Consider the following 17,878-nt stretch of genomic DNA (forward strand, 5'->3'; position numbering starts at 1 on the left):
TATGTCTATTAAAAGAAAAAGAAGATTTCATGCCGAAGTGGCGACTTCCTCACTTAGTGATATTATGTTTTTCTTGCTGTTGTTTTTCTTAATTATATCAACGCTTGCAAATCCTAATGTTATTAAAATGACATTGCCAAAAGCGAAATCAAATGAAAAAACCAATAAACAATTAATCAGTTTATCGGTTACAGAAGATAAAAAATTCTACATCGACAAACAGCCCGTTGAATTTGAAGAACTGGAAACGAGTTTGATGGCGAAAATAGGAGCAGACAAACAACAAACCGTTGTAGTAAGAATTCCGTTTAATTTGCAGGTTCAGGATTTAGTTGATGTATTGCAAATAGGAGTGAAGAACAATTTGAAGTTTGTAATTGCTACGAGTCCGAAATAGATTTATCATTAGGGCGTGACCACAATAAAAAAATGGGCCAATCAGCATTGCGTTGATTCGCCCATTTTTTTATTGCGGTCGGGCTATCCGCGCTACTTCGGTAGCCAGCTCCTATCCCTCACGCGGAAAAAAGAGAGTATAGAGTATAGAGTATAGAGGAAAGATTAAAGAGGAAAGAAAAAGTAGCTATAAAGTATGTCATTTCGAGGAACGAGAAATCACATAAAGAGAAGACACACAGTACGTCGCTCTCTGTATGTGATTTCTCGTTCCTCGAAATGACATACTGGTGAAATAAAAACACACAAAAAAGGCTTTCTGAAATATTTCAGAAAGCCTTTTTATTATCAATATAATTCGTGAAAATTAGTGCAATTCGTGTTTTAATTTAAACTAAAATTATAAACAATCTTACCAACCTGTTTGGCTGCCGCATTATCATCAGGCGACCATTTTGTATTCATGGCAGCAATTTTAGCTTGTTCTAATAAACAACTTGCTGTATTGGTTGTTCCTTTTATTCCTGCCGTTGCGCTTATTGTCTTTCCGTTTTGGTCAACTGTAACTTCAACAACAACTTTTCCTTCTTCGTTACACGTATATTTTGGTGCAGGTTTCGATAATGCTTTTCGGTTTCCTAACGAATATCCTGATCCGCCACCAGAACCTCCGCCGCTTCCGGCTCCGTAACCGCTTCCGGTACCAATCCCATTTCCGGTTCCGTTTCCTCCGCCAGTTCCGCCACCAGAACCTCCGGTTCCATAATAGCCGTTTGAGCCTAAACTTCCGTTTGCTTTTCCTTTGTTTCCTGCAGCTTTATCGTCTCCGTCTCCGCCTTTGTTTGATCCTTTTAAAATACTTGATAAAGCATCGTTTGTAGAATTCGAAACTTTTGGTTTTTGAGGTACAGGTTTTGTTTCCGGTTTTTCAACAGGAACAGGTTTTTTAGGTTTTTCCTTTACGGGAATAACGACGTCATTATCGTCATCTGCTGTATTTTCCTGAGTAATAATTGCTTCTTCAGGAGTTGCTTTTGCAGGCGTCGCTTTTGCTTCGTTTTTAACGTTTAAAACTTCACTTTTATAATTTGCCCCAGATCCTACATCGCTGTCTCCAAAGTTTATAGTCACGCCGCCACCGCCACCGCCTTCTGCAAGCGCTGCGTTGTTCTCCGGATTATATGGAGGCCAAAAACGTATAAAAAACAGCAATAGTATTATTACCGCATATATCGCAGTGGTGAGTAATAATGATTTCTTTTTATCTGAAGAATCTGTGGAACTCATTTTGATTCTGAATTTTATAATGTATTTAATAAAAACGTTTAAAAGTACTAAAAATTGTTTAGAATATGGGAGAGAATTTAACCGCAAAGTCCGCAAGGATTTACGCAAGGAACGCTAATTAATTTCTCGCAAAGGCGCAGAGTCGCAAAGTTTTTCTTTTTTAAGTTTTTCTTTGCCACTCTGCGCCTTTGCGCGATATTAAAACAAACAGCTTTGCGAACTTCCCTTGAGAATCAACTCAAATTAACCTTTGCGAACTTTGCGAAAAACCTTTGCGAACTCTGCGGTAAAAAAAAACGAACCAAAAAGTATTTGATCCGTTTTAGAAATAAAGTATAAAAAATTATACTAATTGTTTCAATGCAATCTCAAAAGCAGTTGCACTAATATTTGTTTTCGATGGATTTAAAGCGTGAGCCTTAACAATCGCATTTTTTATAATGTCTGAAGTATCATTAAAGATCGCTTCATCTGTCATTTGCACTTTTTTCTCCATGAAATAAGCAAAAACCCTTGCCATTCCGCAGTTTGAAATAAAATCAGGAATCAAGCTGACTTTACGATCCACTTCTTCCATGATCGATCCGAAGAAAATTTCTTTGTCAGCAAAAGGAACATTCGCCCCACATGAAATAACTTCTAATCCGTTTGCAATTAAACTGTCAATTTGCGTTTGTTGTACCAGTCTTGAAGCAGCGCAAGGTGTGAAAATTTCAGCACCAATAGTCCATATTTTTGAGTTGATTTCCTCAAACGGAATCATATTATCGGCAACTAATTTGTTTCCGTCTTTGTTTAAAAATAAAGTTCTGATTTCTTCAAACGAAAAACCTTCTTCTTTAATTAAACCTCCATCGCGATCAATAATTCCGATCACTTTTGCGCCCATTTCGGCTAAATAGAAAGCAGCTGCAGAACCTACGTTTCCAAATCCCTGTACAATTGCTTTTTTACCTTTAATGTCTCCGCCGTAAGTTGCGTAGAAATGACGAACAGCTTCGGCAACACCGTAACCTGTAATCATATCGGCAACAGTATATTTTCTGGTTACATCCGGTGAAAATTTAGGATTTTCGATTACCTTAATTACACCCTGACGTAATTGACCAATTCTATTGATTTTATCAGCTTCTGTTGGTTTAAAATGTCCGTTAAAAACACCTTCCTGCGGATGCCATACACCACATTCTTCTGTCATCGGGATCACTTCGTGAATTTCATCCACGTTCAAATCTCCACCAGTTCCGTAATAACTTTTTAATAAAGGCGAAACCGCTTTGTACCAACGTTGTAAAACACCTTTTTTACGAGGATCGTTCGGGTCAAAATTAATTCCGGATTTAGCACCGCCAATTGCAGGACCTGAAACCGAGAATTTTACTTCCATAGTTTTGGCCAGTGATAAAACTTCGTTCATATCCAAGCCTTTTCTCATTCTTGTTCCACCACCCGCAGCTCCTCCACGAAGTGAATTAATTACTGTCCAACCTTCGGCTTCTGTTTCAGAATCTTTCCAGTTAAAAACAATTTCAGGTTCCTTATTTTCAAATTGCTGTAATAAATCTTTCATTTTGTTAAGATATGTTTATTTTGCGTAAAAGTATAAAATAGAATAATGCGAATAATGTATTTCAAGGCAATTTTATTCAACAAAATGAAAAAGCCGAAAACGTAATAGTTTTCGGCTTTGAAATTTATATAATTCAGGTAATTAAATTATTGCCCCAATAAATGTTTTTTTAATGTATCGTCAACCGGTTTGTCAGATAACCAGATTCCGAATAATGCTTTTTTGAAATCAAACCCAGGAATTTTTCCTTTTACAACATCATTTTTAATTACGTTGATCGTTTGATCAAAAGGATTGTATGCCAAAACAAAAACATCTTTTTCTGTAATTACATCACTTAATAATTTTTTAAAATCTTCAATTCTCGGTTTTAATTCCTCAAAATTGCTTCCGGCAGATTTTTCAAAACCTGCATTCATTGCTTTTGTTAGTTTGTTTGAAGAAACCATTGATGAGGTAATTTCAATTCGAATCGCCATTTCAGTATCGCTGTCAATAATAAATTTTGGATCCTGGCTTAATTGAGATAAATATAAAGCCTGAACATAAACTTCTAACCACATTTTAGATCTTCCGCCCGCGCCATTAAGCTGTAAAGTTTTGTTTTGAAATTCAATTTTTCTAGGTACAGTAACACCGTTTACCTCAAGGTGGGTTTGTGCAGAAACTGTTGAAAACTGAAGGCTTAAAATGAATGCAAATAATAGTAAAATCTTTTTCATACTCTATCGATAGTTTATTTTTTTTAGGCAAAATTAATGTTAATTTTCCGATTTTTTAACATATTGAAATTATTTTTTTTGATCTAGTTTATTCATAATCAAATTAGTAAGACTTGTTTTACGTACATATACGTGGTTTTATGGCTTTTGGTTTTTTTGCGTCCTGAATTATTTAAACCTTTATAAATAGTACTTTTTTATCGATAACTTAATTCTTAAATTTTGAAGAAAATGTTGCAAATTTCACGTTATAGAGACTAAAATTCAACATAATCACGAAAACGTTATCGTGATTCTTGCTAATATCTTAAAATTATATGCACGCATTGTTAATTCGACTTTAAAAATTATCTTTGGAAGCCTTTATTCAGGTGAAGAAAAAGCAATTCAAAAACACAAAAAAACCACTAGCTGAACTACTATTTTTAATTTTGGTTTAGCAAAAACAAAAAATAAACGACACTATGGATTTCAATCTTACCGAAGAACATTTAATGATTCAACAAGCTGCGAGAGATTTTGCCCAAAACGAATTGTTGGCGGGAGTTATCGAACGCGATGAAAAACAAATTTTTCCAACAGAACAAGTAAAAAAAATGGGACAACTGGGATTCATGGGAATGATGGTTGATCCTAAATACGGCGGAAGCGGTTTAGATACAATTTCGTACGTAATTGCAATGGAAGAAATTTCAAAAGTTGATGCTTCGGCTTCTGTAGTAATGTCTGTTAATAATTCATTAGTTTGCTGGGGTTTACAGGAATTTGGAACCGAAGAGCAAAAACAAAAATATTTACCGGGATTAGCTTCAGGTGAAATACACGGAGCTTTCTGTTTAAGCGAGCCGGAAGCGGGTAGTGATGCCACTTCGCAAAAAACAACTGCCATTGATATGGGCGACCATTATTTGGTAAACGGAACAAAAAACTGGATTACTAACGGTAACACGGCATCTGTTTATTTAGTAATTGCCCAAACACATGCTGAGAAAAAACACAAAGGAATCAATGCGTTGATTATGACCAAAGATATGCCTGGTTTTTCGGTTGGTCCAAAAGAACAAAAAATGGGAATTCGCGGTTCTGATACACACTCTTTAATGTTTAATGATGTAAAAGTTCCAAAAGAAAATAGAATTGGCGAAGATGGTTTCGGATTTAAATTTGCAATGAAAACCCTTGCCGGAGGACGTATCGGAATTGCTTCTCAGGCTTTAGGGATTGCATCTGGAGCTTACGAACTGGCATTAAAATATTCGAAAGAAAGAAAAGCTTTTGGAACTGAAATCTGCAACCATCAGGCAATTGCTTTTAAATTGGCAGACATGGCAGTAAATATCGAAGCGGCGCGTCATTTATGTATGAAAGCGGCCTGGGATAAAGATCAGCACAAAAACTATGATGTAAGTGGTGCAATGGCAAAATTATTTGCTTCACAGGTTGCAATGGATACAGCTGTTGAGGCTGTTCAGATTCATGGTGGGAATGGCTATGTAAAAGAATATCACGTTGAACGTTTTATGCGTGACGCAAAAATCACTCAGATTTACGAAGGAACTTCTGAAATTCAGAAAATTGTAATTTCAAGATCGGTTATTGCGGGATAAATTTCCTTCAAAATATATTATAAACCCTTTCAGGCTTTGGCTTCGAAAGGGTTTTTTTGTTTGCTTTTTAATTTTGCTACATTTACAAAAAGTATTTTTATGTACGAAGATTTAAAATATTGGTATTTGCGTGATCACAAATTGTTTAGAACGTTGAGTTTTTCTCAAATTAAACAATTGTGCATTATTACAGGTTTTAAAAAAGCATCAAAAGGCGAGATTATTTATTTTTCCTCTTCGGATGTTCCGCGTATATTTTTATTGAAAAAAGGAAACATCAAAATTGTGGCTATTGACGAAGTTGGCAATGAAACTATAAAAGATATTATTCAAAAAGGAGATTTGTTTGGCGAATTGACTCTGGAAACCGATGATAAAGTCGAAGAATATGCCAAAGTACTTTCTGACGACGTGGCGATTTGCAGTTTTTTGATGTCAGACTTTGAAGATTTATTGCTTCGAAATCCCTCGTTGGCACTTTCATATACCAAATTTGTTGGTTTAAAAATGAAGCGTATCAAAAATAGCTATGCTAATTTAATTTCTAAAGATGCCAAAACCAGAATGTACCAATTTCTAAAAGACTGGGCCGAGAAAGAAGGTGTTCGAAAAGGAAATATGGTGGCCATCGAAAATTATCTAACCCAAACAGATATCGCGCAAATTATTTGTACTTCACGGCAAACCGCCACTCAGTTATTAAATGAAATGGAAAATAATAATCTTTTGCATTATAGCAGAAGTGAGATTGTGATTCAGGATATTACCAAATTATAATTATTTTAAGCTAAGTGTAAATTAGCTGACATTTTGTTTTTTCATAGTAAAGTAGTTTTACATCATCAATAATGATAAATGTAAAACTATGAAAAAACTACTCTTTATGCTTTTGGCAACAATAAGTTTCGTTGCTAATGCTCAAACCGCAGTGCCTAAAACTGCGAATGATATTGCTCCACTGTTAATAGGAGAAAAAATTCCGGATATTACTTTAAAGACAGCTAAAAATGCAGCTGTTCAGCTTTCTGATTTATTTAAAAACAAAAAGACCGTTTTGGTTTTTTATCGCGGTGGCTGGTGTCCGTATTGCAATATGCATCTTTCTGCTTTGGCTGAAGCCGAAAAACAAATTCTTGATTTAGGATATCAAATTATTGCGATAAGTACTGATACTCCCGAAAACTTAAAAATTACAGCAGAAAAAGATAAAGTAAAATACACTTTGCTTTCTGACTCAAAAGGAGATTTGATAAAAGCGGCAGGAATTGCTTTTGAAGCTCCTGAAAACTATAAATCAACAATTAACGTATATTCTAATGGAGTGAATACGAGTTTTTTACCTGTTCCTTCTGTTTTTGTGGTAAATGCTGATAGTGACATTTTATTCGAATATATTTCACCAGATTTTAAACATCGGATTTCATCTGAATTATTGATTTCTGTATTAAAAAATTTAAAAATAAACTAAGATGAAAAAGCTAACATTATTCGTATTACTATTTGTTTCAATTGCTTCATTTGCTCAAAACGATTCGAAACGCATTGCCCAATATAATTTAGAAAACAAAGTTGCTATTCTGGGTTACGATCCCGTTGCCTATTTTAATGTGGGAAAAGCTGTAAAAGGCAAAAAAGAAATAGCAGCCAACTATCAGGGAGTGATTTATAAATTTTCATCTAACGAAAACAAAGATGCTTTTGTAAAAAATCCTTCCAAATATGAACCTCAATATGGAGGTTGGTGCGCTTACGCAATGGGAAGCGCCGGAGAAAAAGTCGAAATAAACCCCGAGACTTTTAAAATTATTGACGGAAAACTCTATTTGTATTACAACGCTTATTTAAATAATACATTGAAAAGCTGGAATAAAGATGAGAGTAATTTAAAATCGAAAGCAGATAATAACTGGAAGAAATTTTATAAATGAAAGAAATCATGAAAAGGAAAAAATTAGTTTGGTTTTTAAGAATAGTTGCCGCAGCTATTTTATTGCAGACACTATTTTTTAAATTCAGCGGAGCCGAAGAAAGTGTCTATATTTTCTCCAAATTAGGAATGGAACCTTACGGAAGAATTGGTTCGGGAATTGCCGAATTAATTGCCGTCATTTTAATCTTAATACCAAAAACAACCTGGATGGGCGCTTTATTAGCCTGCGGAATTATGACTGGTGCTATTCTCTCGCATTTATTTGTTTTAGGAATAGCGGTTGAAAACGACGGAGGATTACTTTTTGTATTGGCGTTGATCGTGTTATTGAGTTGCATAGAATTAATTAATATGAGTAGAAATAATTTTTTTAACCTTTTAAAAGCGAAATAATTATGTTGATAAAATCGATACATCGCAGTTTAGATGAGCTAATTAATTTATTAGGTCAGCTATCAGATCATGATTATTCAAAACCATGCGAAGCTTTAAGCAATTCAAGTATTGGAGAACACACCAGACATATTCTTGAAATGTTTCAATGTCTTGATAAAAGCTATGATTCAGGAGTTTTAAATTATGATCAAAGAGAAAGAAATATACAAATTCAAACCGAGACAGATTACGCAAAACAATGCATTTTTGAAATAAAAAGAAGTTTGAAAACCGAAAATAAAATACTTTATCTGGAGCAGTTTATTGATGGACTTACCATGCGAATTCAGACCAATTATTATAGAGAGTTATTATATAATCTGGAACATTGCGTTCACCATCAGGCTTTGATAAAAGTGGCTGTTCTACAATATAAAAATGTTATGGTACACGAGAATTTTGGAGTTGCACGCTCTACAATAGAATATAGAAAACAATGTGTACAGTAAGTTTTGTAAATAATAATGGAGTTGTAATGATTACTTCGAACCGTGATGAACAAGTTGTTCGGCCAGGTGCAATCGCACCAAAAAATTACAATCAAAACGGTAAGAATGTTATATATCCAAAAGATCCAAAAGCGGGAGGAACCTGGTTTGCTGTTGATGCGGATAAGACGGTTTTAGTGCTTTTAAATGGAGGTTTGGAAAAACATGAAGCGGCTTTCTCCTATAGAAAAAGCCGCGGATTAATTGCCCTGGATGTTATGTACAGTAAGTCTCCCAAAGATTTTTGGACTCAGATTAACCTTGAAAACATCGAGCCATTTACATTGGTTTTGTATCAGGAAGAAAAACTATATGAACTTATCTGGAACGGTTTTGGAAAAAGGATGACGAAGTTAGACCAAAATAAAAATCATATTTGGTCGTCGGTTACTTTATATCCAGACGAAATAAGGAAAAAACGTTCTGATTGGTTCACGCAGTTTTTAAAGGACAAAAGTGAAATTTCACCACAGGATATGTTCCGTTTTCATCGAAATACACAAGATGACGATACCGAAAATGGTTTAGTAATCAACAGACAGAATGTTTTAAAAACATTAAGTATTACACAAGTTACAATAGAACAAAACAAAGGGATTATGAGGCATTATGATTTGATTAATGCAGAAGATTTTTCAACAACATTTATTAGTATTTAATAAAGTATCATGAAGCTATTTTTTCATAAAATCACCAATTGGGAATATTGGCCATTTCAGGTTTTGTACATTCCGATTTATTTTCTTTGGGCTTATTATGCCATCAAAGCAAGATCTATTTTTTTCTTTAATGCCTCAAATCCGAAAATTAAAAATGGAGGATTTATGATGGAAAGCAAAAAACAGATTTACGATTTACTGCCCAAAAAATATTATCCTAAAACTATTTTGATTAAGGAAAATACAGATTTGAAAAAGATAATAGAAACCGTTGTCGAGAAAGGAATCTATTTTCCATTAATCGCAAAACCGGATATTGGTTTGCGAGGTTCTGGTGTAAAAAAATAAAAACAGTTTCTGAATTAAAAAACTACGCAGAAAAAGCAAATTTTGATTTTTTATTACAGGATTTGATTCCCTTTAAAAATGAAGTTGGCGTTTTTTACGTACGCCATCCACATCAAAAGAATGGAAAAATTACGGGAATAGTTTCAAAAGAATTCTTAATTGTAAAAGGCGACGGCGTTTCATCAATTGAAGATTTAATTCATAAAACACCACGGTTTAAATTTCAGTTTGAAACTTTAAAAGAACAATATGGAGATCAATTGAAACGAGTTTTAAGAAAGGATGAAAGCATAAACTTAGTTCCGTTTGGTAATCATGCACGCGGCGCTAAATTTTTGGATGGAAGTGATTTAATTACACCAAAACTAACCGCAATGATAGATCATATTGCGACTCAAATTCCGGAATTTTATTTCGGGCGTTTTGATATTATGTACAACACTTTTGAAGAATTAGAAAGAGGAGAAAACTTTTTAATTGTAGAACTTAATGGCGCCGCGAGCGAACCAACACATATTTATGATCCCAAACATTCCGTTTGGTTTGCCTGGAAAGAACTCGCCAGACATATTACATATATGTATGAAATAAGCGTTGTGAATCATAAAATGGGCGTTCCGTATTTAGATTATAAAGTAGGAATGCGGGAATATAAACTACATCTTGCCCAGAATAATAAGATTATAAATTTTTAAAAATGAAAAGATTAAAAAATATCTGTGTTGGTTTTCTGGTGAGTTTCATCGGTTCAATTCCGCTTGGATATTTAAATCTCGCCGGATTAGAGATTTATTCAAGATCGGGCTTTCATCATTTAGTTTTATTTTTATTCGGAGTTGTTTTCGTTGAAACTTTTGTGATTTATTTTACGCTGCTTTTTGCCAGACAATTGGTTAATAATAAGAAATTAATAAAGATTATTGATTTTTTTGCCGTCGGGTTTATGTTTGTTCTGGCTTACTTATTTTATTCAAATTCCAATCAAACGACACTTGCAAATAATCATATAAATCAATTTTTGATGTATTCGCCGTTTGTAATTGGCGTTTTTTTAAATTGTTTTAATTTTTTGCAAGTGCCATTCTGGACCAGCTGGAATCTGTATTTAATTAATGGAAAGTATATTGCAACCGAAAAACAGCTAAAATATTATTATATTGCAGGAACTTTGATTGGTGTTTTTTTAGGAATGTTGAGTTTGATAGTTACATTGCAAACCTTATTTCAAAAAACAAACCCATTTTTAAAGTATGTAATGCCTGTTTTTATTCCGTTGTTTTTCATTCTATTGGGGAGTATTCAGGTATTTAAAGTGTATAAAAAATATTTTAAATCATCTGCTTTAGGGATTTAGGTTCTAAAGCTAAAACTCTTCATCCATGAAAAAACTATACTTTCTTCTTCCATTTGTTTTATTGGCATGTAAATCGAATACAACAGTAGGCGATAAATCTTCAAAAGAAGCATCCAAACCAATTGAAATAACATACAAGGTTCAGGAAACTGAGGTTTCGGATTTCTTAAAATATCTTTCTTCAGATGAACTAGAAGGCCGCGAAACCGGAACCAGAGGAATAGAAAAAGCAGCAGTATTTTTGGAAGATTTCTTAAAAAAGAATAACGTAAAACCGTATTTTAAAACCTATCGCGATACACTTACCAATTTTAAATTGCCGGCTTTTAATATCGTTGGGGTTATTGAAGGAACAGATCCCGTACTTAAAAAAGAGTTTGTGGTTTTAAGCGCACACTACGATCATATTGGTTTAGAGAAAAAGAAACAAGATGATGTTGTAAATAATGGAGCAAATGATGATGCTTCGGGCGTAACAGCTGTGGCTCAAATGGCAAAATATTTTACAGAAACAAAATCGAATAAACGAAGTATTTTGGTTGTGTTTTTTGCCGGAGAAGAAAAAGGACTTTTGGGTTCTAAAAGTTTAGTTCAAAAACTAAAAGCACAGGATTTTAATTTATATGCACAATTGAATATCGAAATGATTGGAGTTCCAATGAAACGCGATTATCTGGCTTATATAACTGGTTTTGATAAATCGAATATGGCTGAGAAAATAAACCAATATACAGGGAAAAATACGATTGGGTTTTTACCAAAAGAAGCAGAGTATAAATTGTTTTACAGATCTGACAATTTCTCTTTTTATGAAGCATTCAAAAAACCATGTCAATCGATAAGTACTTTTGATTTTGAAAATTTCGAATTCTATCATCATGTTTCAGATGAATTTAAACTAATGGATATTCCACACATGACTGCTTTTATACAGGAATTTTTACCTGCTGTAACTGAAATGGCAGATACACCAACAGAGGAAATTACAATGAAATAATAATTACTCTTTTTGTTGGATTGCTTATTTTTGCCACATGAAAAATATTATTATTACCGGAACGAGCAGGGGAATTGGTTATGAACTTGCTTTGCAGTTTGCCAATGCAGGTCATCAGGTTTTGGCTATCTCGAGAAATACACCTCAGGCACTTTTACAACATCAAAATATAACTTGTCTTTCGGTTGATTTGGCAAACGAATCGGCTTTGGCTGTTGTTGAAGATTTTCTTTCGTCAACATGGAAAAAAGTTGATGCCGTTGTGCATAATGCCGGGGCTTTATTATTAAAACCATTTGCAGAAACAACGCAAGCTGATTTTGAAAGTATTTATAAAGTAAATGTTTTTGGAGTGGCAAATCTTACGAGGATCTGTTTACCTTATCTTCAAAGCGGAAGCCACGTTGTAACCATAAGTTCAATTGGCGGCGTTAGGGGAAGTCTTAAATTTGCCGGATTGGCAGCTTATAGTTCAAGCAAAGGGGCCGTAATTACTTTAACCGAATTATTAGCCGAAGAATATAAAGAAAAAGGAATTTCATTTAATGTTCTGGCTTTAGGTTCTGTGCAAACCGAAATGTTGCAAGAAGCTTTCCCGGGTTATCAGGCGCCAATTTCTGCCGAAGGAATGGCAAATTATATTTATGATTTTACTTTAAACGGAAATAAATATTTTAATGGGAAGGTTTTGGAAGTTTCTTCGACGAATCCTTAAAATTATAAATTCCAATTTTTTAAATTCCAAATTCCAATTTTGAACGAATAAACTTTTAACTTCTTACGAATAACATTTAACTCAAAAAATTGAACGAAACCTTAGCTAAATATTTACCGGAATATGCAGTAAAACCTGCATTTGATTTGATTGTTGCCAATCAGGTTCATCTCAAAATTGTCAATGAGCGCCAAACGCGTCATGGCGATTACAGACGCGGACATACGGGCAAGCATGAAATTACGGTAAATGCAAGTTTAAATAAATATCGTTTTTTAATGACGTTAATTCACGAGATTGCGCATTTGGTTGCTTTTGAAAAGTTTGGGCGAAATATAAAACCGCACGGCGACGAATGGAAATTTACTTTTCAAAGATTAATGGTTCCCTTTATTCGTCCGGAGATTTTCCCGGGGCAATTATTGCCGTTGTTAGCGAGGCATTTTAAGAATCCTACAGCAAGTAGTGATACAGATACGACTTTGTCTCTGGCTTTAAAACAATACGACAAGGAAAACGATAAAAACTATGTTTTTGAGATTCCATACGGAAGTGTTTTCAGAATTAAAAACGGAAAAATATTCAAGAAACTTGCAGTGAGAACAAAACGTTTTGAATGCATTGAAATAAGCTCAGGAAGAACCTATCTTTTTAATCCAAATGCTGAGGTTGAATTGATCAACATCAAGTAGAAATTCCAATAAAAAAAATCCAAATTCCAAACTTGTGGAAAAATTCCAAAAAATAAATCCCAAATTCCAACTTGCTTAGTTTTGGAATTTGGGATTTATTTTTTGGAATTTTTCCACAAGTTTGGAATTTGAAAAAGTTTACCCTTCTCTCAAATACGCTTCTCTTACTTTTTTAAACAGGTTTGAAGAATAAACAAACTTCACAATATCTTTATTGTCTGTTCTAAAGATTTCTTCTTTGGTTCCCTGCCACGCTTTTAAACCTTTTTTAAGGAATACGATATTCTCGCCGATTTCCATAACCGAGTTCATATCGTGCGTATTAATTACGGTGGTAATATTATATTCTTTAGTGATTTCCTGAATCAGATTATCAATCAAAGTTGAAGTATTTGGATCTAAACCAGAGTTTGGTTCATCACAAAACAAATATTTCGGATTGTTTACAATAGCACGGGCAATAGCCACACGTTTTTGCATTCCTCCGGAAATCTCTGAAGGTAATTTTCTATGAGCATCAACTAGATTAACTCTTTCCAAAACAAAATCAACACGTTCTTTGATTTTTGCTCTATTATCGTTGGTAAACATTTTTAGAGGGAAAGCAACATTCTCTTCAACAGTCATCGAATCAAATAAGGCACTTCCCTGAAAAACCATTCCAATTTCAGTTCTTAATTCTCTTTTTTCATCCGGATCTAAATCAGCATAAACTCTTCCGTCAAACTCAATAGTTCCAGAATCAGGAGTATGAATTCCTAATAAACTTTTTAATAAAACTGTTTTTCCGGATCCACTTTGTCCAATAATTAAGTTGGTTTTTCCAGTTTCAAAAACTGTCGAAACCCCTTTTAGAACTTTGCTATCTCCAAATGATTTTTCTAAATTTTTTACTTCTATCATGATCCTAGTAACAATTGTGTTAGTATATAATTAAAAAGAATGATACAAACCGACGTCCAAACAAATGAAACTGTACTGGCTTTACCAACCTCTAGTGCTCCACCTTTCATATAATAACCATGAAAAGATGGGATTGTTGCCAATAACATTGCGAAAATTAGCGTTTTGATAAAGGCATAAACAATATGAAACGGAATAAATTCCATTTGTGCACCATCAATAAAAGCGGCACTTGTTGTAAAACCTCCATAAACTCCGGCAAGCCATCCTCCAAAAATCCCTAAAAACATACTGATACCAATAACAAAAGGATATAATAGCAAAGCAATAATTTTAGGAAAAACTAAATAGTTTAATGAATTTACACCCATTACTTCTAAAGCATCAATTTGCTCTGTAACCCGCATTGTACCAATACTTGACGTGATGAACGATCCCATTTTTCCGGCCATAATAACCGAAATAAAAGTAGGGGCAAACTCTAAAATTACAGATTGACGTGTAGCAAAACCAATTAAATATTTTGGAATTAACGGATTTGTTAAGTTTAGTGCGGTCTGAATGGCAACAACTCCTCCTACGAAGAAAGAGATAAAACAAACGATACCTAGTGAGTCGATAATCAAATCATCGATTTCTTTGAAAATTAAATTTCTCATAACAGACCATTTTGTCTGTTTATTAAAAATTTCTTTTAGCATTAAAAAATATCTTCCTATCTGAGATAAGTAACGAATTAGCATCATAAGTTTTACAAATATTGGCTAAGGTAAAAATAAGTTATGAGTTTTGGGTTATGAGTTACCGATTTTCGGTTGTTTTTCGAATCAAATTAACTTTTGTTTCATTTTCTCAAAACGATATTTTCTTATAAATTTAGCCTGTTCGGGTGTAACTAATAAAGGTGTTTTTGCTTTTTTTGCTTTCCAGAATCCTGTGATATAATCGAAAAACAAGAATGGTTTTTTCTTCATCATCGCCAGTTTTGCCGAAGCAATTGCGGTAATCCAAAAACCGTATCCTAAGGTATAAAAAGCTTCGCCTTGTTTATAACGTGCTGTTTTATTGTAGTTTGCGCCAGTAGGTTTAAGATGTTTTACATGTAAAGAAGTGTCTGTAACTATTTTCCAGTTATAGTATTTACAAAGTAATTCATCTACTGTGTCCCAGCCCATAGCGGGTTTTAAACCTCCAATTTGCTGAAAAGTTTCTTTTCTGTAGGCTTTTAATGCGCCGCGAATATGATCTTTATCTGTCAGGTTTTCTAAAACCCAATCGCCATTTTTTTCAATGTAACAAAATCCGCCCACCATTCCAATTTTAGGATCAGATTGGAAATGGTTGATAATGGTCTCGAAATAATTGGAAGGAAAAATTAAATCGCCGTCTATTTTTACAATAATATCATATTCTGAATCCAATGTTTCAAAACCTTTCTGAAAAGCCTGAATTACTTTACTTCCCGGCATGTGAATCGCATCTGAAGTTTTATTAACCACAGAAATAAACGGATTTTCTTTTGAAAAACCCAACACGATTTCTTCTGTTTTATCTGTTGAATTGTCGTTTACAACCACAATTTTAGAAGGTAAAACAGTTTGCGAAACCAAAGATTGTAAGGTCAAACCAATCAGGTCTTGCTCGTTGTGCGCGGGAATAACGATGTAATACTTCATTTTAAATTCCATTTTTTTATCCCGAAGCCTCGGGACCAAATTCCAACAATTAAAAATAAATTCCAATCTTTTTTAAATTCCAAATTCCAATCTTACCGATAAGGTTAAAATTGGAATTTGGAATTTATTTTTTGGAATTTGCCCTTAGGCTTTTATTTTCTCGGCAACAACAATATAATATCTCGGAGTGAAATATCTTAAAAGTGGTCTAAAACCAAACTTTTTTACAGGATGTGTGAATTTTTGGCGATCGGTTATTTTCCAGCCTGTTTTTTCTAAAAGCCAGTCTAATTGCCAATCTTCAAATTCATGATAATGTCTGTCCCACATATCTGTTTTTGAGCGATATGCCGGAGAAAACCATAAACGTAACGGAATCGAAATTAGCAATTTGTCACATTTTACGTTTTGTAAAATAGTGTACGGATTTAATAAATGTTCGAAAATTTCAAATGCCGTAAAAACAGTATATTCTTCTGTTTGCAAAGCCGTTTGATCGTTATCTAAATCTTCACCTTTTGTGTTTTTTACGGTATAGCCATTTTCCTCCATTATTTTAGAGAACGGATTGGGAACACCAAAATCAAAAATGGTTTCTGATGTCTTGACATGTTTTTGTAAAAATTCTAAAGTAAGTTTGAATCTTTTATTGGGAAACGTTTTTTCGTACATTTTTTATTTTTTATCGGCAAAGGCGCAAATATACAAAGTTATCTTCTTTTTTGTATTTTTTAATTAGAATGAAAATCAAAAGTCCGCATTTAAAATATGTTTTCAAATGCGGACTATAACTTTATACTTTATGTGATTTACTAATAGCTTCGTAGAAGCGTAATCTTTATAGATAATTAGGTAATGGATTTTTAGAGCTCCATCGGAGCGATATGTTTTGCACTTGCCAAAATATCGCTCCGATGGAGCTTTTCCCAAAATGAATTATTTGTTCTATAAATGTGACGTCCCACTGGGACTTATTATATAACTTAATTAATATCGGTAAACAAAGGCATTAACGTTCATTCCGGCTCCAACGGAAGCAAAAATGACAACATCGCCTTTATTAATTTCGTGATTTTCTAATTTTCCTTGTATCAAAAGATCATACAAAGTTGGTACGGTTGCTACGCTTGAGTTTCCTAAATCATGAATACTCATTGGCATAATATCTTTAGGTGCAGTTTTGTCGTATAGTTTATAAAAACGATCGACAATAGCTTCGTCCATTTTTTCATTTGCCTGATGTATCAGGATTTTTTTACCTCATCGATTCCAATTCCGCTTTTGTCTAAACAGCTTTTCATTGCGCAAGGAACCTGAATTAATGCAAACTCGTAGATTTTACGACCGTACATTTTAATGTATTTTATATCCGGATCTAAATCTGGATTATATGATTTTCCGAAGTATAAAAAATTAGCTTCATCATTAGCATAAGTAGCACTTTCGTAAGATAGTAAACCAGTTTCGTCATCTTCAGAAGCCTCTAAAATAGAAGCACCGGCACCATCAGAATAAATCATAGAATCACGATCGTGAGCGTCTACAACTCTTGATAAAGTTTCAGCTCCAATAACCAAAACTCTTTTTGCCATTCCGGATTTAATAAATGCATTGGCTTGCAAAACACCTTCGATCCAGCCCGGACATCCAAAAAGAATGTCATAAGCCACACATTTAGGGTTTTTTATATCCAGTTTGTTTTTTACACGAGTGGCCAAACTTGGTAAAATATCAGTTTGATGCGTACCTGTTTTTACGTCGCCAAAATTATGGGCAAAAATGATGTAATCTAAAGTTTCACGATCTATATTAGCATTTTCAAGCGCTCTTTCAGCAGCAAAAAAAGCTAAATCAGATGAAGTATGATGATCTTCGGCATAACGACGGTTTTCGATTCCGGTAATGCCTTTAAATTTTTTAATTACAACTTCATTCGGGTATCCAAAAGGAGTTCCGTCTTCATTTAAAAAAATATGTTTATCAAAGTCAGTATTCTTAACTTCTTTATTAGGAATGTAACTTCCTATACCAATTATTTTTATTTTCATTATTCCTTAATTATCCGATAAATTTATTGCTAAATTATAAATAAATTTATG

General features: G+C 33.7%; 21 protein-coding genes and 1 pseudogene. 14 read left to right on the forward strand and 8 right to left on the reverse strand.

What is annotated here, in order from left to right:
- The first annotated feature begins 1 nt into the window (after position 1).
- Positions 2-397, forward strand: a complete 396-nt coding sequence (locus ACZZZT_RS05890) for an ExbD/TolR family protein (RefSeq protein ID WP_073395636.1) — start codon at positions 2-4, stop codon at positions 395-397.
- 383 nt (positions 398-780) lie between these two features.
- Here ACZZZT_RS05890 and ACZZZT_RS05895 read toward each other — a convergent pair whose 3' ends face one another.
- From ACZZZT_RS05895 to ACZZZT_RS05905, 3 genes are all read right to left on the reverse strand, one after another.
- Positions 781-1,683, reverse strand: coding sequence for an energy transducer TonB (locus ACZZZT_RS05895; protein ID WP_463459749.1), 903 nt, complete (start codon positions 1,681-1,683; stop codon positions 781-783).
- A 343-nt stretch (positions 1,684-2,026) separates the two neighbouring features.
- On the reverse strand, positions 2,027-3,253 hold the full coding sequence (locus tag ACZZZT_RS05900; RefSeq protein WP_463459750.1) for a Glu/Leu/Phe/Val dehydrogenase dimerization domain-containing protein: 1,227 nt from the start codon (positions 3,251-3,253) through the stop codon (positions 2,027-2,029).
- Positions 3,254-3,399: 146 nt separating this feature from the next.
- Positions 3,400-3,975, reverse strand: a complete 576-nt coding sequence (locus ACZZZT_RS05905; RefSeq protein ID WP_042565809.1) for a chalcone isomerase family protein — start codon at positions 3,973-3,975, stop codon at positions 3,400-3,402.
- A gap of 464 nt (positions 3,976-4,439) precedes the next feature.
- Here ACZZZT_RS05905 and ACZZZT_RS05910 point away from each other — a divergent pair, with 464 nt between their 5' ends.
- The 13 genes from ACZZZT_RS05910 to ACZZZT_RS05970 all read left to right on the forward strand — a co-directional run bounded on the left by ACZZZT_RS05910 (position 4,440) and on the right by ACZZZT_RS05970 (position 13,200).
- Positions 4,440-5,582: an acyl-CoA dehydrogenase family protein gene (locus tag ACZZZT_RS05910; protein ID WP_042565810.1), complete on the forward strand. Its 1,143-nt coding sequence runs from the start codon at positions 4,440-4,442 to the stop codon at positions 5,580-5,582.
- Positions 5,583-5,681: 99 nt separating this feature from the next.
- Positions 5,682-6,359 carry a Crp/Fnr family transcriptional regulator gene (locus ACZZZT_RS05915; RefSeq protein ID WP_463459751.1) on the forward strand — a complete coding sequence of 226 codons (678 nt, stop codon included), beginning with the start codon at positions 5,682-5,684 and terminating at the stop codon, positions 6,357-6,359.
- An 88-nt stretch (positions 6,360-6,447) separates the two neighbouring features.
- On the forward strand, positions 6,448-7,050 hold the full coding sequence (locus ACZZZT_RS05920) for a peroxiredoxin-like family protein (RefSeq protein ID WP_463459752.1): 603 nt from the start codon (positions 6,448-6,450) through the stop codon (positions 7,048-7,050).
- 1 nt (position 7,051) lies between these two features.
- Positions 7,052-7,510 (forward strand): YHS domain-containing (seleno)protein, encoded by a 459-nt coding sequence (locus ACZZZT_RS05925; RefSeq protein WP_073395653.1) that lies wholly within the window; start codon positions 7,052-7,054, stop codon positions 7,508-7,510.
- An 8-nt stretch (positions 7,511-7,518) separates the two neighbouring features.
- Positions 7,519-7,905: a DoxX family protein gene (locus ACZZZT_RS05930; protein WP_463459753.1), complete on the forward strand. Its 387-nt coding sequence runs from the start codon at positions 7,519-7,521 to the stop codon at positions 7,903-7,905.
- A gap of 2 nt (positions 7,906-7,907) precedes the next feature.
- Positions 7,908-8,396, forward strand: coding sequence for a DinB family protein (locus ACZZZT_RS05935; RefSeq protein WP_463459754.1), 489 nt, complete (start codon positions 7,908-7,910; stop codon positions 8,394-8,396).
- Positions 8,384-9,094: an NRDE family protein gene (locus ACZZZT_RS05940; protein WP_463459755.1), complete on the forward strand. Its 711-nt coding sequence runs from the start codon at positions 8,384-8,386 to the stop codon at positions 9,092-9,094. Before ACZZZT_RS05935 ends, ACZZZT_RS05940 begins: the two co-directional genes overlap by 13 nt.
- Before the next feature lie 9 nt (positions 9,095-9,103).
- Positions 9,104-9,442 carry a hypothetical protein gene (locus ACZZZT_RS05945; RefSeq protein WP_463459756.1) on the forward strand — a complete coding sequence of 113 codons (339 nt, stop codon included), beginning with the start codon at positions 9,104-9,106 and terminating at the stop codon, positions 9,440-9,442.
- Positions 9,443-9,504: 62 nt separating this feature from the next.
- Positions 9,505-10,137 carry a hypothetical protein gene (locus ACZZZT_RS05950; protein ID WP_463459757.1) on the forward strand — a complete coding sequence of 211 codons (633 nt, stop codon included), beginning with the start codon at positions 9,505-9,507 and terminating at the stop codon, positions 10,135-10,137.
- 2 nt (positions 10,138-10,139) lie between these two features.
- A complete protein-coding gene (locus tag ACZZZT_RS05955) occupies positions 10,140-10,796 on the forward strand; it encodes a hypothetical protein (RefSeq protein ID WP_463459758.1) in 657 nt (218 codons plus the stop codon).
- Positions 10,797-10,821: 25 nt separating this feature from the next.
- Entirely contained in the window at positions 10,822-11,793 is a 972-nt protein-coding gene (locus ACZZZT_RS05960) for a M20/M25/M40 family metallo-hydrolase (protein ID WP_463459759.1), read from the forward strand.
- Positions 11,794-11,830: 37 nt separating this feature from the next.
- Positions 11,831-12,508 (forward strand): SDR family NAD(P)-dependent oxidoreductase, encoded by a 678-nt coding sequence (locus ACZZZT_RS05965; RefSeq protein ID WP_463459760.1) that lies wholly within the window; start codon positions 11,831-11,833, stop codon positions 12,506-12,508.
- A gap of 89 nt (positions 12,509-12,597) precedes the next feature.
- Entirely contained in the window at positions 12,598-13,200 is a 603-nt protein-coding gene (locus ACZZZT_RS05970) for a SprT-like domain-containing protein (RefSeq protein ID WP_463459761.1), read from the forward strand.
- Between the two features lie 138 nt (positions 13,201-13,338).
- Here ACZZZT_RS05970 and ACZZZT_RS05975 read toward each other — a convergent pair whose 3' ends face one another.
- From ACZZZT_RS05975 to ACZZZT_RS05995, 5 genes and pseudogenes are all read right to left on the reverse strand, one after another.
- A complete protein-coding gene (locus tag ACZZZT_RS05975) occupies positions 13,339-14,103 on the reverse strand; it encodes an ABC transporter ATP-binding protein (protein WP_042565823.1) in 765 nt (254 codons plus the stop codon).
- The gene (locus tag ACZZZT_RS05980; protein WP_042565824.1) at positions 14,100-14,849 is read right to left on the reverse strand and encodes an MlaE family ABC transporter permease; all 750 of its coding nucleotides are present in this window, start codon (positions 14,847-14,849) and stop codon (positions 14,100-14,102) included. The genes ACZZZT_RS05975 and ACZZZT_RS05980 overlap by 4 nt, the downstream gene beginning before the upstream one ends.
- Before the next feature lie 81 nt (positions 14,850-14,930).
- Complete coding sequence (locus tag ACZZZT_RS05985; protein WP_463459762.1) at positions 14,931-15,779, reverse strand: glycosyltransferase family 2 protein; 849 nt, start codon at positions 15,777-15,779, stop codon at positions 14,931-14,933.
- A 144-nt stretch (positions 15,780-15,923) separates the two neighbouring features.
- Entirely contained in the window at positions 15,924-16,451 is a 528-nt protein-coding gene (locus tag ACZZZT_RS05990; protein WP_463459763.1) for a methyltransferase, read from the reverse strand.
- A gap of 315 nt (positions 16,452-16,766) precedes the next feature.
- Positions 16,767-17,827: pseudogene (locus tag ACZZZT_RS05995) on the reverse strand (3-oxoacyl-ACP synthase III family protein).
- Between the last annotated feature and the right edge of the window lie 51 nt (positions 17,828-17,878).

Source organism: Flavobacterium sp. AC274 (assembly GCF_979258275.1).